This is a genomic window from Streptomyces sp. NPDC017979 (assembly GCF_044328175.1).
In the GTDB taxonomy this organism is placed as follows: domain Bacteria; phylum Actinomycetota; class Actinomycetes; order Streptomycetales; family Streptomycetaceae; genus Streptomyces.
In genome coordinates this window covers 133805-149814 of sequence record NZ_JBIRGU010000008.1, presented here as the reverse complement: position 1 = coordinate 149814, position 16010 = coordinate 133805, and the positions used below count along the sequence as shown (strand labels likewise).

Genomic DNA, 16010 nt, shown 5'->3' with positions numbered 1-16010 from the left:
CCCGCCCCGGTTACGTTTCCCCCGTTCTGCCGCCGTCGATTGGAGAAGGACGTTGAAGGTCTGAGGTCCTGAGACACCGTGCGCCACCGCCGTCTTCGGCGTGTGCGCAGTGCGTGCGACCTCGGCCTGTCGTGCCGTCCTTCCGTGCGGAACCCCTCCCTGCGCCGTCGAATCCGCGGCTCTGCGGACCTTTCCGCCCCGTCGTAACGCACTGCGGTGTCTCCACCCGTTGCCCTGCCCCACCCCACGCAACCGGGAGACCCGTATGTCCACCAGCGCCACCCATCTGTCCTGCACCGCGCTCTCGTTCTCCTGGGCCGACGGCACGGAGGTCTTCGACGACTTCCGGATCGCCATCGGCCCCGGCAGGACCGGCCTGATCGGCCTCAACGGCTCGGGCAAGTCGACCCTGTTGAAGCTGCTGGCGGGTGCGCTGACGCCCGCCGGCGGCACCGTCCACGCCGCCGGGCGGCTCGGCTACCTGCCGCAGGACCTCGTGCTCGACACCGCGCTGCGGGTCGACGAGGTGCTGGGGATCGCCGCCGCCCGGGCCGCGCTGCACGCCATCGAGGCGGGCGATCCGAGCGAGGAGCACTTCACGGCCGTCGGCGACGACTGGGACGTCGAGGAGCGCGCCCGGGCCACCCTCGACCAGCTCGGACTCGGCCACGTCGACCTGGACCGCACCATCGGCGAGGTCTCCGGCGGGGAGGGCGTCCTGCTGCAACTGGCCGCCCTGCTGCTCGCCGGGCCGGACGTCCTGCTGCTGGACGAGCCCACCAACAACCTGGACCTGTACGCGCGGCGCCGGCTGTACGACGCGGTCGCGTCCTGGTCCGGCGTGCTGGTCGTGGTCAGCCACGACCGGGAGCTGCTGGAGCTGGTGGACCAGATCGCGGACCTGAGGGACGGCGAGGTGACCTGGTACGGCGGCAACTTCACCGCGTACGAGCGGGCGCTCGCCGTCGAGCAGGAGGCGGCGGAGCGCATGGTGCGCGTCGCCGAAGCCGATGTGCGACGGCAGCGGCGCGAACTGGTCGATTCCCAGGTGAAGCTGGCCCGTCGGCGGCAGTACGCGAAGAAGGCGCAGGCACAGAAGCGCGTCCCCAAGGTCGTGGCCAACACCCTCAAGAGCTCCGCCCAGGAGTCCGCCGGCAAGCACCGGGCCGTCCACCAGGAGCGGCTGGCGGGCGCCCGGGAACGGCTGGGCGAGGCGCAGGAAGCGGTGCGGGACGACGACGAGATCCGCATCGACCTGCCGCACACCCAGGTCCACCCGGGCCGCGGGGTGCTGCGCATGAGGGACCTGGAGCTGCGCTACGGGGCCGTGGTGGCGGGCGAGTTCGACATCCGCGGGCCGGAGCGGATCGCCCTGGTGGGGCGCAACGGCGCGGGCAAGACCACGCTGCTGCGCACGCTCGCGGGCGGGGTCGCGCCGGTGTCGGGCGAGGTGGAGGTGGACGTGCCGCTGCGCTTCCTGCCGCAGCGCCTCGACGTGCTCGACGACGGGCGGAGCGTGGTCGAGAACGTGGCCGCGGTCGCGCCGGCCGCGACGAACAACCGCATCCGGGCCCAGCTCGCGCGCTTCCTCTTCCGGGGCGCGAAGGCGGACCAGCCGGCGGGCACGCTGTCGGGCGGGGAGCGGTTCCGGGCGGCGCTCGCCTCGCTGCTGCTGGCCGAGCCGGCGCCCCGACTGCTGCTGCTCGACGAGCCGACGAACAACCTGGACATGGCGAGCGCGCGGAAGCTGACGGAGGCGCTCGACGCGTACGAGGGCGCGCTGGTCGTGGCCAGTCACGACGTGGCGTTCCTGGAGTCGATCGGGGTGACCCGCTGGCTGCTGCTGGACGGGGAGCTGCGGGACGTCAGCGCAGAGGAAGTCCGGGAAGGCAGGTTGAACCACCCGGTGCCGCAGCAGTAGGCCGCTCGGCGGGGCGTCGTCCTGGACGGCGCCCCGCCGGCGGGCCCGCGCACCGGGCCCGTACGGTGCCTCGCGCGAGAACCCGCCCGTAAATCCAGACAGGGGATGTCGGGTATTCCGGTTAGCTTCGCCGGCATGCCTGAGCAAGACATCGTCATCACCGGCGCCCGCGAGAACAACCTCCGGGGCGTCTCCCTCACCATCCCGAAGAACCGGATCACCGTCTTCACCGGGGTGTCCGGCTCGGGGAAGTCGTCCGTCGTCTTCGACACCATCGCGGTGGAGTCCCAGCGGCAGCTCAACGAGACCTTCACCTCCTACCTGCGCAACCGGCTGCCGAAGTACGAGCGCCCGCACGTCGACGCGATAGACGAGCTGTCGGTGGCGATCGTGGTCGACCAGAAGCCGGTCGGCGGCAACGTGCGCTCCACCGTCGGCACCATGACGGACATCAACGCGGGTCTGCGGGTGCTGTTCTCCCGCCACGGCACCCCGAGCGCCGGGCCGGCCACCGCGTACTCCTTCAACGACCCCGCCGGGATGTGCCCCGGCTGCGACGGCATCGGCCGGACGGTGGAGCTGGACGTCGACCGGGCCGTCGACTGGTCGAAGTCGCTGGCGGAAGGGGCGTTGCTGCTGCCCGGGCTCTCCACCGGGTCCTGGGAGTGGAAGCTGTACGCCGAGTCCGGCCACTTCGACGTGGCCAAGCCGCTCGGCGAGTACACCGAGGCCGAGCGCGAGCTACTGCTGTACGGGAGCGGCTTCGCGGTCCGCATAGACATGAAGTCGGGATCGTTCGATATGCAGTTCGAGGGGATCGTCAACCGCTTCACCCGGCTGTCGCTGAAGCGGGACACCGGGACCCTCTCGCAGCGGCGCCAGGAGGCCGTCGACCGGTTCACCGCGCAGCGCGCGTGCCAGACGTGCGGCGGGGCCCGGCTGAACGGGGCGGCGCTGGCGAGCCGCATCGACGGGCGCAACATCGCCGACCTCTGCCGGATGGAGGTGTCCGACCTGGTGGAGGTGTTGGGTCGGATCGACGACCCGGTGGCGACCCCGGTTGCCGCCGCGGTCCGGGAGCGGCTGGACCGGCTCGTCGGCATCGGCCTCGGCTACCTCTCCTTGGACCGGGAGACCACGACCCTGTCGGGCGGGGAGGGGCAGCGACTGAAGATGGTGCGCCACCTCGGCAGCTCGCTGACCGGGCTGACCTTCATCTTCGACGAGCCGAGCGTGGGACTGCACCCCCGGGACGTGGGGCGGCTGAACGACCTGCTCGTACGGCTGCGGGACCGCGGCAACACGGTGCTGGTGGTCGAGCACGACCCCGACGTGCTGGCGATTGCGGACCACGTGGTCGACATGGGCCCGCGGGCGGGCGCGGACGGCGGTCGGGTGGTGTTCGAGGGTTCGGTGGCGGCGCTGCGGGACGCGGACACCCTCACCGGGCGGCACCTGCGGCGCCGTGCGGAGCTGAAGGAGGATTTCCGGACGCCGCGGGGGTGGCTGCCGGTGCGGGGCGCGAGCCTGCACAACCTCAAGGGCGTGGACGTGAGCTTCCCCGTCGGGGTGCTGACGGCGGTCACGGGCGTCGCGGGCTCCGGGAAGTCGACGTTGGTGTCCGAGGTGTTCACCGCCGCGCACCCGGAGGCGGTGGTGATCGACCAGAGCGCGATCGTGGCCTCTTCGCGCTCCACCCCGGCGTCGTTCCTCGGGGTGATGGACACCGTCCGCAAGGTCTTCGCCCGCACGGCCGGCGTGTCGCCGAAGCTGTTCAGCTTCAACTCGGCGGGCGGCTGCGAGGAGTGCTCGGGGCGCGGCGTGATCCACACGGACCTGGCGTTCATGGACCCGGTGACGACGGTCTGCCCACGGTGCGAGGGGCGCCGCTTCAAGGACGAGGTGCTGCGGCACCGGGTGGCGGGGCGCTCCGTCGTGGACGTGCTCGGCATGACCGCGGCGCAGGCTGCGGAGTTCTTCGACGACGAGGCGGTGCGGCGGAAGCTGGCCGCACTGGACGAGGTGGGGCTGACGTACCTGGCGCTGGGGCAGCCGCTGAGTTCGCTGTCCGGCGGCGAGCGGCAGCGGCTGAAGCTCGCCACCCAGCTCCACCGCACGGGCAGCACCTACGTGCTGGACGAGCCGACGACCGGGCTGCACATGGCCGACGTGGACACCCTGGTCGCCCTGCTGGACCGGCTGGTCGACGCGGGGAACTCGGTCGTCTGCGTCGAGCACAACATGGACGTGGTCAAGCGGGCGGACTGGATCGTGGACCTGGGGCCGGACGGCGGGAAGAACGGCGGGGAGCTGGTCTTCGAGGGCACCCCGGCCGAGCTGCTGGAGCACCCGAAGTCGTTCACCGCGCGGTATCTGCGCCGGGACCTCGGCAGGGGCTGAGCGGGACGCGCGCGGGCGCGGGGGACGTGACCTGTCTCTCGGCGGGCCTGCGGCGGGGCGGTCCGTAGACCCGTCCCCGGGGGTGGATACAGGGACAAAGCGGTGCGATCCACCCCCGCTGGAGGGGGTTCCGGGGGCCCGGCTTGGCCGAAGGCTTACCCCGCCCTTAACCTACGGTCTCGTAACCTACGAAGCCGTAGGTAACCCCTCCCCTTTTCCCCTTTGGTTCCACTCCCGTCCCCAGGAGCACCCGTGACCATCACCTCTCCCCACCTCGGCAGTTCGGAAGCGTGGACCGACGCCCGGCTGCTGTTCGCCCTCGAAGAGGTGGTCGAGAAGGAGCTGAACCGCCATCTGAAGGTCGCGAAGGACTGGATGCCGCACGAGTACGTGCCCTTCGGCGACGCCCGCAACTTCCCGGGCTTCTTCGAGGACGGCGTGGCCTGGGAGCCGGAGCAGTCCAAGGTCACGGACATAGGACGGATCGCCCTCGTGGTGAACCTGCTGACCGAGGACAACCTCCCCAGCTACCACCACGAGATCGCCTCCCTCTTCGGCCGCAACGGCGCCTGGGGCACCTGGGTGCACCGCTGGACGGCCGAAGAGGCCCGGCACGGCATCGTGATGCGCGACTACCTGCTCACCTCCCGCGCCGTCGACCCGGACAAGCTGGAAGCGTTCCGGATGGCGCACATGGCGGAGGGGTTCGAGTCGGACAACAGCCACTCGATGCTGCACTCCATCGCGTACGTCGCCTTCCAGGAGCTGGCCACCCGGATCTCGCACCGGAACACCGGCCACCAGTCGGGCGACCCGATCTGCGACCGGATGCTGGCGCGCATCGCGACCGACGAGAACCTGCACATGGTCTTCTACCGGAACCTGCTGGTCGCCGCCCTGGAGCTGGCGCCCGACCTCGCGCTCAAGGCGGTGCGCGACGTCGTCGTCAACTTCCGGATGCCCGGACACGGCATCCCCGGCTTCGAGCGGGCCGCCGCGCAGATGGCGATCGGCGAGGTCTACAACATGCGCATCCACCACGACGACGTCCTCGCCCCCGTGCTGCGGTTCCTCAAGGTCCTGGAGATCGGCGGGCTCGGCCCCGACGGCCTCAAGGCGCAGGAGGAGCTGGGAATGTACATGGGCGGGCTGAACGCGGAGGCGCTCAAGTTCGACGAGAAGCTGGCCGCGCGCAAGGCGCGGCTGGCGGCGCGCGCGGCGCGCTGACCGCACCCGCCCCGGCCCTGGCTCAGGCCAGGGCCTTCAGCGTGACCTCCGCGGCGCGGGCGATGAGTTCGTCGTTCGGCTCGGCGTCGCGGACGGCCCGGCGGGAGAGCACCGCCAGCACGATCGGCGCGGCCTTCGGCGGCCACACGACGGCGATGTCGTTGCGGGTGCCGTACCCCCCGGTGCCGGTCTTGTCGCCGACCACCCAGCCCTTGGGAGCGCCGGCCCGGATGAGCTTGTCGCCGGTGGTGTTGCGCTTGAGCCAGTCGGTCAGCAGGGCCCGCTTGTTGGCGGGCAGGGCGTCGCCGAGGACGTAGGTGCGCAGGTCGGTGGCGAGCGCGCGGGCCGTGCTGGTGTCGCGCGGGTCCCCCGGCGTGGCCTCGCTCAGCTCCACCTCGTAGCGGTCGCACCGGGTGACCCGGTCGCCGATGGCGCGCAGCGCCGCCTGGAGGCCGGCAGGTCCGCCGAGCTCGTCGAAGAGCGCGTTCGCGGCGCCGTTGTCGCTGTGGCGCACGGCGGCGTCGCACAGCTCGCGCAGGGTCAGACCGGTGCTGAGGTGCTTCTCGGTGATCGGAGAGTGGCCGTCCAGATCGCTGCGGTCGTACCGCACCCGTCGGTCGAGCTGGGTCAGGGAGCTCTTGTCGAGCACGGCGGCGGCCAGGAACGCCTTGCAGGTGGAGGCGTAGGCGAAGCGCTCGTCGGGCCGGTTGGCGACGACCCGGTCCGCGCCGGTGTCGATCGCGTACACGCCGAGCCGGGCGTCGAACTGCCGCTCCAGTTCGGCGAAGGCGGGCGCGGTGTCGCGCGGCGCACCGGAGGCGGGCACCGAGGTGCCCGGGGCGGGGCGTGCCGAGCCGTCCTTCGACGGACTGCCCTGGCACCCGGTGAGGGGGATCGCGGCGAGACCGGCGAGCGCGCCGAGCGCACTTCGACGGGTTGCACGGACGGTAAGGGGGTTCACGGGTGTGGTGCTCATGGCCCGAGCAGACCAGCGCCGCCGTCATTGCGTCCAAGACGTGGATAAGTCTCGCATTGATCAAATCCCGATATGATCGCTGGTCGTGGACCTGATCCAGCATGTGCAGTGCTTTGTGGCTGTTGCAGAGGAATTACATTTCGGTCGTGCCGCCCAGCGCCTCGGCATGGCCCAGCCACCCCTGTCACAACGCATTCAGCGGCTGGAGCGCGAATTGGGCGTACGGCTCTTCGAACGCACCACCCGCCAGGTCACGATCACCAAGGGCGGCACGCTCCTGCTGGCGGAGGCCCGTCAACTGCTGGCGTGCGCGGAAGCGCTGAAGGCCACGGCCCGCCGCGTGCAGGACGGGCACAGCGGGCTGCTGCGGGCGGCCCTGCCGCCGGACGTGCCCGGGGAGACCGTCGCCGCGGTCCTGACCGGGTTCCGGGACCGGCACGAGGGCCTGGAGCTGGAGTTGCACGAGCTGTCGACCGCGGAGCAACTGGCCAAACTCGCCTCGCACGAGCTGGACGTGGGACTGATCCACCACCCCTGCGACGTCTCCGGTCTGGAGCTGGGCCCCGTGCTCCGGCACGACCTGGGCGTACTGCTTCCGACCGACTCGCCGGCCGCACGGACGGAGACGGTCGCGCTCGCCGCGCTGGCCGGGCACGAGCTGGTCCTCTTCCCCCGCGCCCTCGCACCCGCGGTCTACGACGACCTGCTGACGACCTGCGCCCGGCACGGCTACGCCCCGACGGCGATCCGCCACGGCCAGGGCCCGAGCTTCACCCGCGGCCTGCTGCTGTCCCGGCCCGCCGTGGCGTTCGCGCCCCGCGACGCCCATCTGGCCGGCGACACCGCGCTGTGCTGGCGGCCCCTCGGCGGTGCGCCGCTGGCCCTGCGGCACTCCGCGGCCTGGCTCCGCGGGCGGGGCGACGCCGCGGTCCGCGCGTTCGCCGATACCGTCACCGATGCCCTGGGCCGCACCACCGGAGCCGGCCCCGACCTTCCGTCCCGCCCCCTGCACCTACGACCGGCGGCCGAGTACTGGATATGACCGAATCCACCACCCCCGACCACTCCCGGGCCCGGGCCCGCATTCGGGACGCCTTCGCGAGCGCGGGCGTCACCGGCTGGCTGCACGCCCGCGACGTCGACGCCGACGGGCAGGTCGACGTCGGCGCGGACCAGCCCGTCGTCACGGCCAGCGTGCACAAGCTGTGCCTGCTCGTCGCCCTCCACCGGGAGGCCGACGCGGGCCGGCTGGACCTCACGGAGCAGACCGTGGTGCCGCCGTGGGACCGCACCCCGGGGCCCACGGGGCTCGCGGCGATGCTCGACGAGGTGCGGCTGTCGCTGCGCGACGCGGCCCATCTGATGATGACCGTGAGCGACAACACCTCCGCGGACCTGCTGCTGGCGCGGGTCGGGCTGGACGCCGTGAACGACACCACCCGTCGTCTGGGGCTGACCCGTACCCGCGCCGTGCAGACCTTCCGCGAGTTCCTCACCACGATCAGGGAGGACGTCGGCCCGACCGGTCCGCAGGCGCTGGCGGACCCCCGGGTGATCGCCCGGCTGCGGGCGGTCGACCCGGCCCGCACCAGCCACAGCACGCCGCGCGACATGACCCGGCTGCTGACGGCGATCTGGCGCGACGAGGCCGGCACCCCCGAACACTGCGCCGCGATGCGCCGCGTCCTCGGGCTCCAGGTGTGGCCGCACCGGCTGGCCTCCGGCTTCCCCTTCGACGACGTCCACGTCGCGGGCAAGACCGGCAGCGCGCCGACGGTCCGCAACGAGGTCGGCGTCGTCGACTACCCCGACGGCGGTCGGTACGCCGTGGCCGTCTTCACCCGCGCGGCGATCCCGGCGGCAACGCTGCCGGCGGCGGACGCGGTGATCGGCACGGCGGCGCGGATCGCCGTCGACGCGCTGCGGTCACCGGGGACGGCAGCTTCGACGGGCGCGCCGTAGCGCGCGAGCCGGCCACCGCCCTTGCGGTGCGGTGCGGTTGAGTTGTGGCAGCGATGCGGTTCGTCGGGTCCCGTGCCGAGTGGGTCAGGCGCGGTTGGACTTCAGACGGTGGCGTTCCTTCTCCGACAGGCCGCCCCAGACTCCGAACTTCTCGTCGTGCTCCAGCGCGTACTCAAGGCACGCCACCCGACCTTCGCACGCTCGGCACAGTTGCTTCGCCTCGCGGGTGGAGGAGCCGGGGGCCGGGAAGAAGAAGTCGGGGCCCGTCTGGGCGCAGAGTGCCGTCTCCTGCCAGGAGAGCTCATCGGCGGCGGTGGTGTTGATCAGCATGGGAAAACCATCGCGGATCGCGATAAACACCTGATCAATGACGCATCAACACCCGCTCCGACCTGGGAATTCGCAGGTCAGCCCTGTTCTGCCGGGGTCAGCAGGGCGAACGCCGCGCCCGCCGGGTCCGACACCACTGCGATGCGGCCCACCCCTTCGAGGTCGACCGGGGCCGTGGTGACCGCGCCGCCGAGGTCGCGCGCCTTGGCCACCGTAGCGTCGCAGTTGGCGACGTCGAAGTACAGGAGCCAGTGCGCGTTGCCCGAGTGCGGGGCGATGCCGCCGAACATGTCGTCGGGGGTGCCGCCCGCGGGGTGGATCATCGTGTAGTCACCGCCGCCGCCGGGCATCGGCATGGACGTGGTGCCCCAGCCGAAGACCTTCGTGTAGAACGCCGTGCCGGCGGCCGGGTCGGGGGTGTTCAGCTCCGCCCAGCACAGGGTGTCGCCCTCGCTCGTCGTCTCCAGGCCCCGGTGCTTGCCGGGCTGCCAGATCGCGAACGTCGCGCCCGCGGGGTCCGCGAGGACCGCCATCCGGCCGAGGTCGAAGACGTCCATCGGGTCGGCCAGCACGGTGCCGCCGCCGGCGCGGACCGCGTCCGTCGTGGCGTTGGCGTCGGGTGTCTGGAAGTAGACGTTCCACGCCGTGGGGCCCTGGTCCTGCTGGAGGGGGCCGACGCCGGCGACCATCTTGCCGTCGTGGTGGAACATTCCGTAGCCGCCGGCTTCGGGACCGGCCGACCGGTGCGTCCAGCCGAAGACGCCGCCGTAGAAGGCGGCCGCCGCATCGACGTCGGGAGTGCCGAGGTCGATCCAGTTCGGGGAGCCAGGGACGAAACGGGTGCTCAGCATGGCGCGCACTCCTTGGAAGCCGGGTCCCTTTCGAGTCTGCTACCGATTCCGGGGGCGCGCATCCGGGTGCGAAGGCGCGGGCCGGGCGACCGGCGCGCGCCCGCGCCCGCGCGAGAGCTGGGGTGCGGAAGGTCCCGTACGGCCCGTACGGCAGTGCGGCTGCCTTTACGGGCGCGGCCTCGCCGTACGGCGGGGCGGCAGAGCAGCCGCCGCACGGCGGGGCCGCGGGGAGAGCCGCGCGGAGACGACCTAGTGGTGGGGCTTCTCGTAGCCGGGGATCGTGCCGTCCGGTTTCGCCACCAGGAACAGGCCGACCATGCCCATGTCCGAGTGGCTCTGCACGTGGCAGTGGTACATCCAGGCGCCCGGGCCGACCCCCTCCCCCGCGATGACCTGGAAGCCGAAGGAGTCCGCCGGCCCGGTGATCTTGTTGTCGATGATCCGGCTGACGTCGTTGGGGCCGCTCAGCAGGCCGGTCCGGTTGTCGGCCCAGCGGTGACCGTGCATGTGGAAGGTGTGGTAGAACTCGCCGTGCGTGATCATGATGATCTCCACCCGGTCGCCCACCGTCGCCTGGAAGTCGGGGCCGGAGTGGGCGGGCTTGTTGTTGATCAACATGTCGTTGAAGACGATGGTGAACTGCTTGTCCGGCAGTACGTCGCCCTTGCGCCGGACCACCACGGGTCCGTACAGCCCCTTCTTCAGACCACCGGTGCCGTGGTCCGTGCCGACGACGTGGTCGTGGTAGTGCCAGTAGCCCGCGCTGCCCTCGCGCCAGGTGCCGTCGGCGCGCCGGCCGGGGGCGTGGGTGCGCCAGGTGTACGTGCGGGTGGCACCCGGTTCGACGTGGCTGCGGCTCATCTTGGTGCCGTCGTTGTTGATGTCGTAGTCCACGCCGTGGACGTGCAGGCTGACCGGGACGTCCATCAGGTTCTCGAACTCGACGTGGAGCGTGTCGCCCTCGTTGAGTTCGATCAACGGGCCGGGGACGGTGGCCTTCCCCTTCTCCAGGCCGTAGCCCATCTGCCCGTCGGGCAGCTTCTCGGCGAAGAGCTTCATGTGGCGCACCTTGCCCCCGGCGGGGGCAAGCTTCGGCGGGGTGACCGCGAGCGGCGCCTGTTCGGGCGCTCCGGTGGCGGCGGGGGCGGCGGCCAGGGAGAGGCCCGTGCCTGCGGTGGCCGCGACGGCGCTCCCGGCCAGCAGTCGTCGGTTGAAGCTCCGTCTGTCCATGCCGAACTCTCCCACTCTGTTACGGAGGTTGACGGGGCACGTGTCACCCCTGGAGACGGCCATACGGTAGCCGGAGGGCGAGGGTTTATCCACACTCAGGACAAAGTTTGTACTACCACGGTCATACCTATTGGCGAACCGCGAAAAGAGGTCTACTTTCCCTGACTGTTGTCGGCTGTTGTCGGGACCACACGGAGGGGTGGGTGACCACATGCAGCGCGCACCACGTCAGAGGTCAAGCTCTCGAAGAAGCGCCCGCGCAAGGGCGTTGGCGGCGACGGTGGGGGTCGGCGCACTCGCCGTCTCCCTGCTGAGCGGGGGAAACTCCGTCGCGGCCCAGCCCGCTCCGGAGGCGAGGGGGACAACGTTGTCCCTGCCCTCGCCGCCGGGCGGAAAGAACGTCAAGGTCCTCGTCTTCCACGGCTCGGCGACCGCCGAGTCCCCACTCGTCAACGCCGGCATCCAGGCCGTGGAGACCATCGGCCTCACCGGCCCGACCGCGGGTCGGTTCGCCACCGAAGCCACCGACGACGCCTCGGTCTTCACGAATGCGACCCGGCTCGGGAAGTTCAACGCGGTGGTCTTCCTGACCGGCGGCGGGGACGTGCTCGACCCCGCGCAGGAGGCGGGACTTGAGGCGTACATGGAGGCCGGCGGCGGTTTCCTCGGCGTCCACGACGCCGCGCGCACCGAGCCGTACTCCGACTGGTTCACCGGGCTGATCGGGGCGCGTCCCACGGGCGCGGCCAGCTCCGTGCAGCGGGCCGTGGTCGAGGTGGGCGACCGCCAGCACCCGGCCACCAAGTCGCTGCCGCTCGAATGGAAGCGGCCCGACAAGTGGTTCAACTGGGCGGTGAACCCGTCGGGGAGCGTGCACACGGTCGCCCGGCTGAAGGAGAGCTCCATCACCCCGGCCGCCAAGCCCAACGGCTGGGACCACCCGGTCTCCTGGTGCCGCGACTACGACGGCGGGCGCTCCTTCTACACCGGGATGGGCGGTACGGTCGACAGCTTCTCGGAGACCGACTTCCGCGACCACCTGCGCGGCGCCCTCGCCTGGACGAACCGCACCTCGCGGGCGGACTGCAAGGCGACGATCGACGCCAACTACGCCGCCGAGCGCGTCACCCAGCCCAACCAGCCGGGGCAGAACGACCAGATCGGCGAGCCGCACGGGCTGGTCACGGCCCCGGACGGCAAGGTCTTCTACATCGGCCGCGGCGGCGCCGACAGCAGCAAGCCGGTGGTGACGGACTGGAACGACCCGAACATCGGCAAGGGCAACGGCGAGATCCACGTCTACGACCCGGCGACGAAGAAGGTGACCCTCGCGGGGGCGCTGACGGTCTTCGGCAACAAGGGCGGCGGCGACGAACTCATCAAGAACGAAGAGGGCTTGCTCGGCATCGAGTTGGACCCCGCGTTCGCCACGAACGGCTGGGTGTACCTGCACTACACCCCGCATTCGCAGATCAACCGCGAAACCCGGATGGCCGACCGCCGGGTCTCCCGCTTCACCTACGACTTCGCCACGGGGAAGCTGAAACTCGCGAGCGAGAAGGTTCTGTTGAAGTGGCCGGTGCAGATCCACAGCTGCTGCCACTCGGGCGGCGGGCTGGCCTGGGACTCCAAGGGCAACCTCTACATCGCCACCGGTGACAACAACTCCTCCCGGTTCAGCGACGGCTACTCGGGCAACAACCCGCAGCCGAACTACAAGGGCGTCTCGTTCGCGGACGCGCGCCGCACCTCGGGCAACACCAACAACCTCAACGGCAAGATCCTGCGGATCAAGCCGCAGAAGAACGGCACGTACACCATCCCCGAGGGCAATCTGTTCACCGGCGACGAGATGGACGAGGGCGGCGGGAAGACCCGCGGCGAGATCTACGTGATGGGGGTGCGCAACCCGTCCCGGATCTTCGTCGACAAGAAGTCCGACATCCTGTACGCGGGCTGGGTCGGCCCGGACGCCGGTTCGCCGTCGACGACCTGGGGCCCGGCCAAGTACGACACCTTCGCCGCCATCACCAAGGCGGGCAACCACGGCTGGCCGTTCTGCATGGGCAACAACCAGCCGTACCGGGACCGGGGACTGGCGGATCCGAGCAAGCCGCTCGGCTGGTACGACTGCAAGGCGCCCAAGAACGAGTCCCCGAACAACGACGGACTGGTCAACGTGCCGCCCGTCACCCCCAACACCATCTGGTACTCGCCGCAGGGCGGCGGGCCGGACTTCCCGCGGGACGCCAACGGGGTGCCCAGCTACAAGCTGGAGGAGCAGAAGCTGCTGATGCCGTGGCTCAAGGGCGGCGCCCAGGCCACGATGACGGGCCCGGTCTACCGGCACGACGCCACGAGCACGTCGAACGTGAAGTGGCCGGCGTACTGGGACGGCAAGTGGTTCGTCGGTGACTTCTACGACGGCGACCAGCCCCGGCACGCGGTGCTCACCGACCCCAAGACCGTCGGCAAGGGCGGCATCCCGGTGCACGCCGAGTCCCTGAAGAAGATCGTCCCGGTGGGGGCGAACGGCATCCGCAACCTCATGGACTGGAAGTTCGCGCCCGACGGCTCGCTGTACGTCCTGGACTACGGCCGCGGCTTCTTCACCTCCGACGCGCGTTCGGCGCTCTGGCGGATCACGTACAAGGGCGGGGAGCCCACTCCCTCCGCCGACCAACTGGCACGGAAGGCGGCGCGGTGAGACTCCTCCGAGGCAGACGCAACAGCAACAGCAACAGCAACAGCAGTAGCGGGGACAGCAGCAGGACGGTGAGCCTGTGGACGGCCCTCGTCGCCTCGTTCGCGATGGTCGTCGGGCTGATGTCGGCGGTCGCGTACGGCCAGGGCGGCGCGCCGCAGAGCGCACCGGCCGGGGCCGCGACGGCGAAGAAGGACCCCAAGGCGTCGACGCCGGCGAAGACGGCGGCGGGCACCTCCGCCGCGCAGCCCGCGAGCGCCGCGGCGCAGACCCTGACCTGGACCGCGGGCGATCCGATCGACCGCTATCTGTCCTTCCCCACCACCGCGGTGGCGGGCCGCACCACGATCGTCTTCGACAACAGCCGTGCGGCGGGCAACACCACCGGGATGCCGCACACCCTGACGTTCGACGTATCGGACCCGGAGTACAACAACGACGTACCGCTGAACGTCCTGGCCAACCCCAATGACGACAAGGGCGGCAAGCACACCACCGAGGTGACGCTGACGCCGGGCCGCTACCGCTTCTTCTGCACCATCCCCGGCCACGGCCAGATGCAGGGCATCCTGACCGTGTCCGACCCGGGCGGCGAGGACACCACCGCGCCGACCACCGACGCCAAGGTGGCGGGCGACCGCAACGCCGACGGTGCGTACGTGGGTCTCGCCACCGTGACGGTGTCGGCGACCGACGACGGCTCGGGGGTGGAGCGGATCGAGTACGCGGCCGGCGCCGACGGCCCCTGGCAGGCGTACACCGCGCCGGTCGTGGTGAACCAGGTCGGCACCCACAAGATCCGCTACCGCGCCACCGACAAGGCCGGCAACACGGCGGCCGAGAAGGCGGTGGACTTCCGGGTCGTCGCGCCGCCCACGGACGACAAGACGCCGCCGGAGACCTCGGCGACGGTGACCGGGGAGCGCGACGCCGACGGCCGCTACCTGGACATGGCGACGGTGACCGTGTCCGCGTCCGACACCGGCTCGGGCGTCAACACCGTGGAGTACGCGATCGGTGCGGACGGCGCCTGGCAGCCGTACACCGCGCCGGTGATGGTGCACCAGGTCGGCACGCACACCGTGCGCTACCGCGCCACCGACAAGGCGGGCAACGCCGCCGCGGCGAAGTCGGTGGAGTTCACCGTCGTCACCCCGCCGAAGCCGGACACCACGCCGCCGGTGACGGGCGCCGAGGTGACGGGGCAGCGCAACTCCGACGGCGCGTACATCACCAACGCCAAGGTGACGATCAGCGCCACCGACGGCGACGGCTCCGGCGTCGACAAGGTCGAGTACTCGCTCGACGGCGGCCCCTACCTGGCCTACACGGCGCCGCTGGTCGTCGACCGGGTCGGCTACCACGCCGTGCAGTACCGGGCGACGGACAAGGCCGGCAACACCTCGACGGCGCTCAGGGCGACCTTCACGATCGCCCAGGGCGGCGGCGTCCCGGCCCCGAACTGCCCGGAGTGGGACGAGCGGCTGACCGTGATCGTCGGCACCGTCGACACCGGCGTGCCGAACCGGATGACCCGGTCCCGGTGCACGGTGAACGAGCTGATCGAGGACGAGAAGTCCTGGTCCTCGCACGCGCTGTTCCTCAAGCACGTGGACCAGGTGCTGGACAAGCTGCTGGAGGACGGCGTCATCGACCTCCGGGAGCACAAGAAGGTGTACGCCGCCGCCAAGCAGTCCGGCATCGGCAAGCCCGGCCAGAACACCGGCTACCGGGACATCTTCGACGGCACCCAGGCGTCCTTCGACCGCTGGCAGCACGTGGGCGGCGGCTCGTTCGCCCGCAACGACGACGGGTCGATGACCAGCGGCACCACCAAGGGCGGCCTCGGGATGCTGTGGTTCCCGCAGAAGCAGTACGGGGACTTCTCGCTGAAGCTCCAGTGGCGGGACGACGCACCGGGCACGGGCAACGCCAACAGCGGCGTGTTCGTCCGCTTCCCGTTCGTCCACGAGAACCCGGAGGAGCCGCGGCCGGAGTGGGTCGCCATCAAGTACGGCCACGAGGTCCAGGTGCTGGACCGGCCGGACGGCGACATGTACAAGACCGGTTCGGTCTACGGCTTCGACCGCGTCGGCCTCGCCGGCGCCGGGGTGACGCCCAAGGGCACCTGGAACGACTACGAGGTCCGGGTGGTCGGCCAGACGTACTCGATCTACCGCAACGGCGTGCTGATCAACCAGTTCGAGAACGCGGCGGGCCAGTCCTTCACCCCGCCGCGCGCCGGTGACGTCGGCACCGACGGCCGTCGCTACGCGCTCGGGTACATCGGGCTCCAGGTGCACGGCACCACGGACGTGGTTTCGTACCGCAACATCCGCATCCAGGAGCTGTGATGCAGGAGTAAATCGATGTACGGGCCCCTTCCCCTTCCCCGGGAAGGGGCCCTCC

11 protein-coding genes are annotated in these 16010 nt (G+C 71.0%); 7 read left to right on the top strand and 4 right to left on the bottom strand.

Features of this window, described 5'->3' with window-relative positions; translation table 11 throughout:
* Nucleotides 1-265 precede the first annotated feature (265 nt).
* From ACH4E8_RS21575 to ACH4E8_RS21565, 3 genes are all read left to right on the top strand, one after another.
* Nucleotides 266-1921, top strand: a complete 1656-nt coding sequence (locus ACH4E8_RS21575; RefSeq protein ID WP_398450517.1) for an ABC-F family ATP-binding cassette domain-containing protein — start codon at nucleotides 266-268, stop codon at nucleotides 1919-1921.
* A gap of 135 nt (nucleotides 1922-2056) precedes the next feature.
* Complete coding sequence (locus tag ACH4E8_RS21570; RefSeq protein ID WP_398450515.1) at nucleotides 2057-4321, top strand: ATP-binding cassette domain-containing protein; 2265 nt, start codon at nucleotides 2057-2059, stop codon at nucleotides 4319-4321.
* Nucleotides 4322-4573: 252 nt separating this feature from the next.
* The gene (locus ACH4E8_RS21565; protein WP_398450513.1) at nucleotides 4574-5548 is read left to right on the top strand and encodes an acyl-ACP desaturase; all 975 of its coding nucleotides are present in this window, start codon (nucleotides 4574-4576) and stop codon (nucleotides 5546-5548) included.
* 22 nt (nucleotides 5549-5570) lie between these two features.
* On the opposite strand, the gene bla is transcribed toward ACH4E8_RS21565, so the two are convergent.
* Nucleotides 5571-6524: a class A beta-lactamase gene (bla, locus tag ACH4E8_RS21560; RefSeq protein ID WP_398450511.1), complete on the bottom strand. Its 954-nt coding sequence runs from the start codon at nucleotides 6522-6524 to the stop codon at nucleotides 5571-5573.
* Between the two features lie 85 nt (nucleotides 6525-6609).
* On the opposite strand from bla, the gene ACH4E8_RS21555 reads away from it, so the two are divergent.
* Together ACH4E8_RS21555 and ACH4E8_RS21550 are read left to right on the top strand one after the other, a co-directional pair.
* Entirely contained in the window at nucleotides 6610-7566 is a 957-nt protein-coding gene (locus ACH4E8_RS21555) for a LysR family transcriptional regulator (RefSeq protein WP_398450509.1), read from the top strand.
* Nucleotides 7563-8486: a serine hydrolase gene (locus ACH4E8_RS21550; protein ID WP_398450507.1), complete on the top strand. Its 924-nt coding sequence runs from the start codon at nucleotides 7563-7565 to the stop codon at nucleotides 8484-8486. The genes ACH4E8_RS21555 and ACH4E8_RS21550 overlap by 4 nt, the downstream gene beginning before the upstream one ends.
* 84 nt (nucleotides 8487-8570) lie before the next feature.
* Here the strand turns inward: ACH4E8_RS21550 and ACH4E8_RS21545 are convergent, their stop codons facing one another.
* The 3 genes from ACH4E8_RS21545 to ACH4E8_RS21535 form a co-directional block, all read right to left on the bottom strand.
* Nucleotides 8571-8816, bottom strand: a complete 246-nt coding sequence (locus tag ACH4E8_RS21545) for a WhiB family transcriptional regulator (protein WP_361957984.1) — start codon at nucleotides 8814-8816, stop codon at nucleotides 8571-8573.
* Nucleotides 8817-8893: 77 nt separating this feature from the next.
* Nucleotides 8894-9667: a VOC family protein gene (locus tag ACH4E8_RS21540; RefSeq protein WP_398450505.1), complete on the bottom strand. Its 774-nt coding sequence runs from the start codon at nucleotides 9665-9667 to the stop codon at nucleotides 8894-8896.
* A gap of 249 nt (nucleotides 9668-9916) precedes the next feature.
* Nucleotides 9917-10897: a multicopper oxidase domain-containing protein gene (locus ACH4E8_RS21535; protein WP_398450503.1), complete on the bottom strand. Its 981-nt coding sequence runs from the start codon at nucleotides 10895-10897 to the stop codon at nucleotides 9917-9919.
* A 211-nt stretch (nucleotides 10898-11108) separates the two neighbouring features.
* Between ACH4E8_RS21535 and ACH4E8_RS21530 the strand changes: the two genes are divergently transcribed.
* The gene (locus ACH4E8_RS21530) at nucleotides 11109-13604 is read left to right on the top strand and encodes a ThuA domain-containing protein (RefSeq protein WP_398450501.1); all 2496 of its coding nucleotides are present in this window, start codon (nucleotides 11109-11111) and stop codon (nucleotides 13602-13604) included.
* A 104-nt stretch (nucleotides 13605-13708) separates the two neighbouring features.
* Nucleotides 13709-15955, top strand: a complete 2247-nt coding sequence (locus ACH4E8_RS21525; protein WP_398450794.1) for an OmpL47-type beta-barrel domain-containing protein — start codon at nucleotides 13709-13711, stop codon at nucleotides 15953-15955.
* Nucleotides 15956-16010: the final 55 nt, after the last annotated feature.

Excerpts from the sequence above, each read along its gene's own strand:
- ACH4E8_RS21575 (WP_398450517.1), top strand. The coding sequence starts at position 266 with ATGTCCACCAGCGCCACCCATCTGTCCTGCACCGCGCTCTCGTTCTCC.
- ACH4E8_RS21535 (WP_398450503.1), bottom strand. The coding sequence starts at position 10,897 with ATGGACAGACGGAGCTTCAACCGACGACTGCTGGCCGGGAGCGCCGTC.
- ACH4E8_RS21525 (WP_398450794.1), top strand. The coding sequence starts at position 13,709 with ATGGTCGTCGGGCTGATGTCGGCGGTCGCGTACGGCCAGGGCGGCGCG.
- ACH4E8_RS21530 (WP_398450501.1), top strand. The coding sequence starts at position 11,109 with ATGCAGCGCGCACCACGTCAGAGGTCAAGCTCTCGAAGAAGCGCCCGC.
- ACH4E8_RS21550 (WP_398450507.1), top strand. The coding sequence starts at position 7,563 with ATGACCGAATCCACCACCCCCGACCACTCCCGGGCCCGGGCCCGCATT.
- bla (WP_398450511.1), bottom strand. The coding sequence starts at position 6,524 with ATGAGCACCACACCCGTGAACCCCCTTACCGTCCGTGCAACCCGTCGA.
- ACH4E8_RS21540 (WP_398450505.1), bottom strand. The coding sequence starts at position 9,667 with ATGCTGAGCACCCGTTTCGTCCCTGGCTCCCCGAACTGGATCGACCTC.
- ACH4E8_RS21545 (WP_361957984.1), bottom strand. The coding sequence starts at position 8,816 with ATGCTGATCAACACCACCGCCGCCGATGAGCTCTCCTGGCAGGAGACG.
- ACH4E8_RS21570 (WP_398450515.1), top strand. The coding sequence starts at position 2,057 with ATGCCTGAGCAAGACATCGTCATCACCGGCGCCCGCGAGAACAACCTC.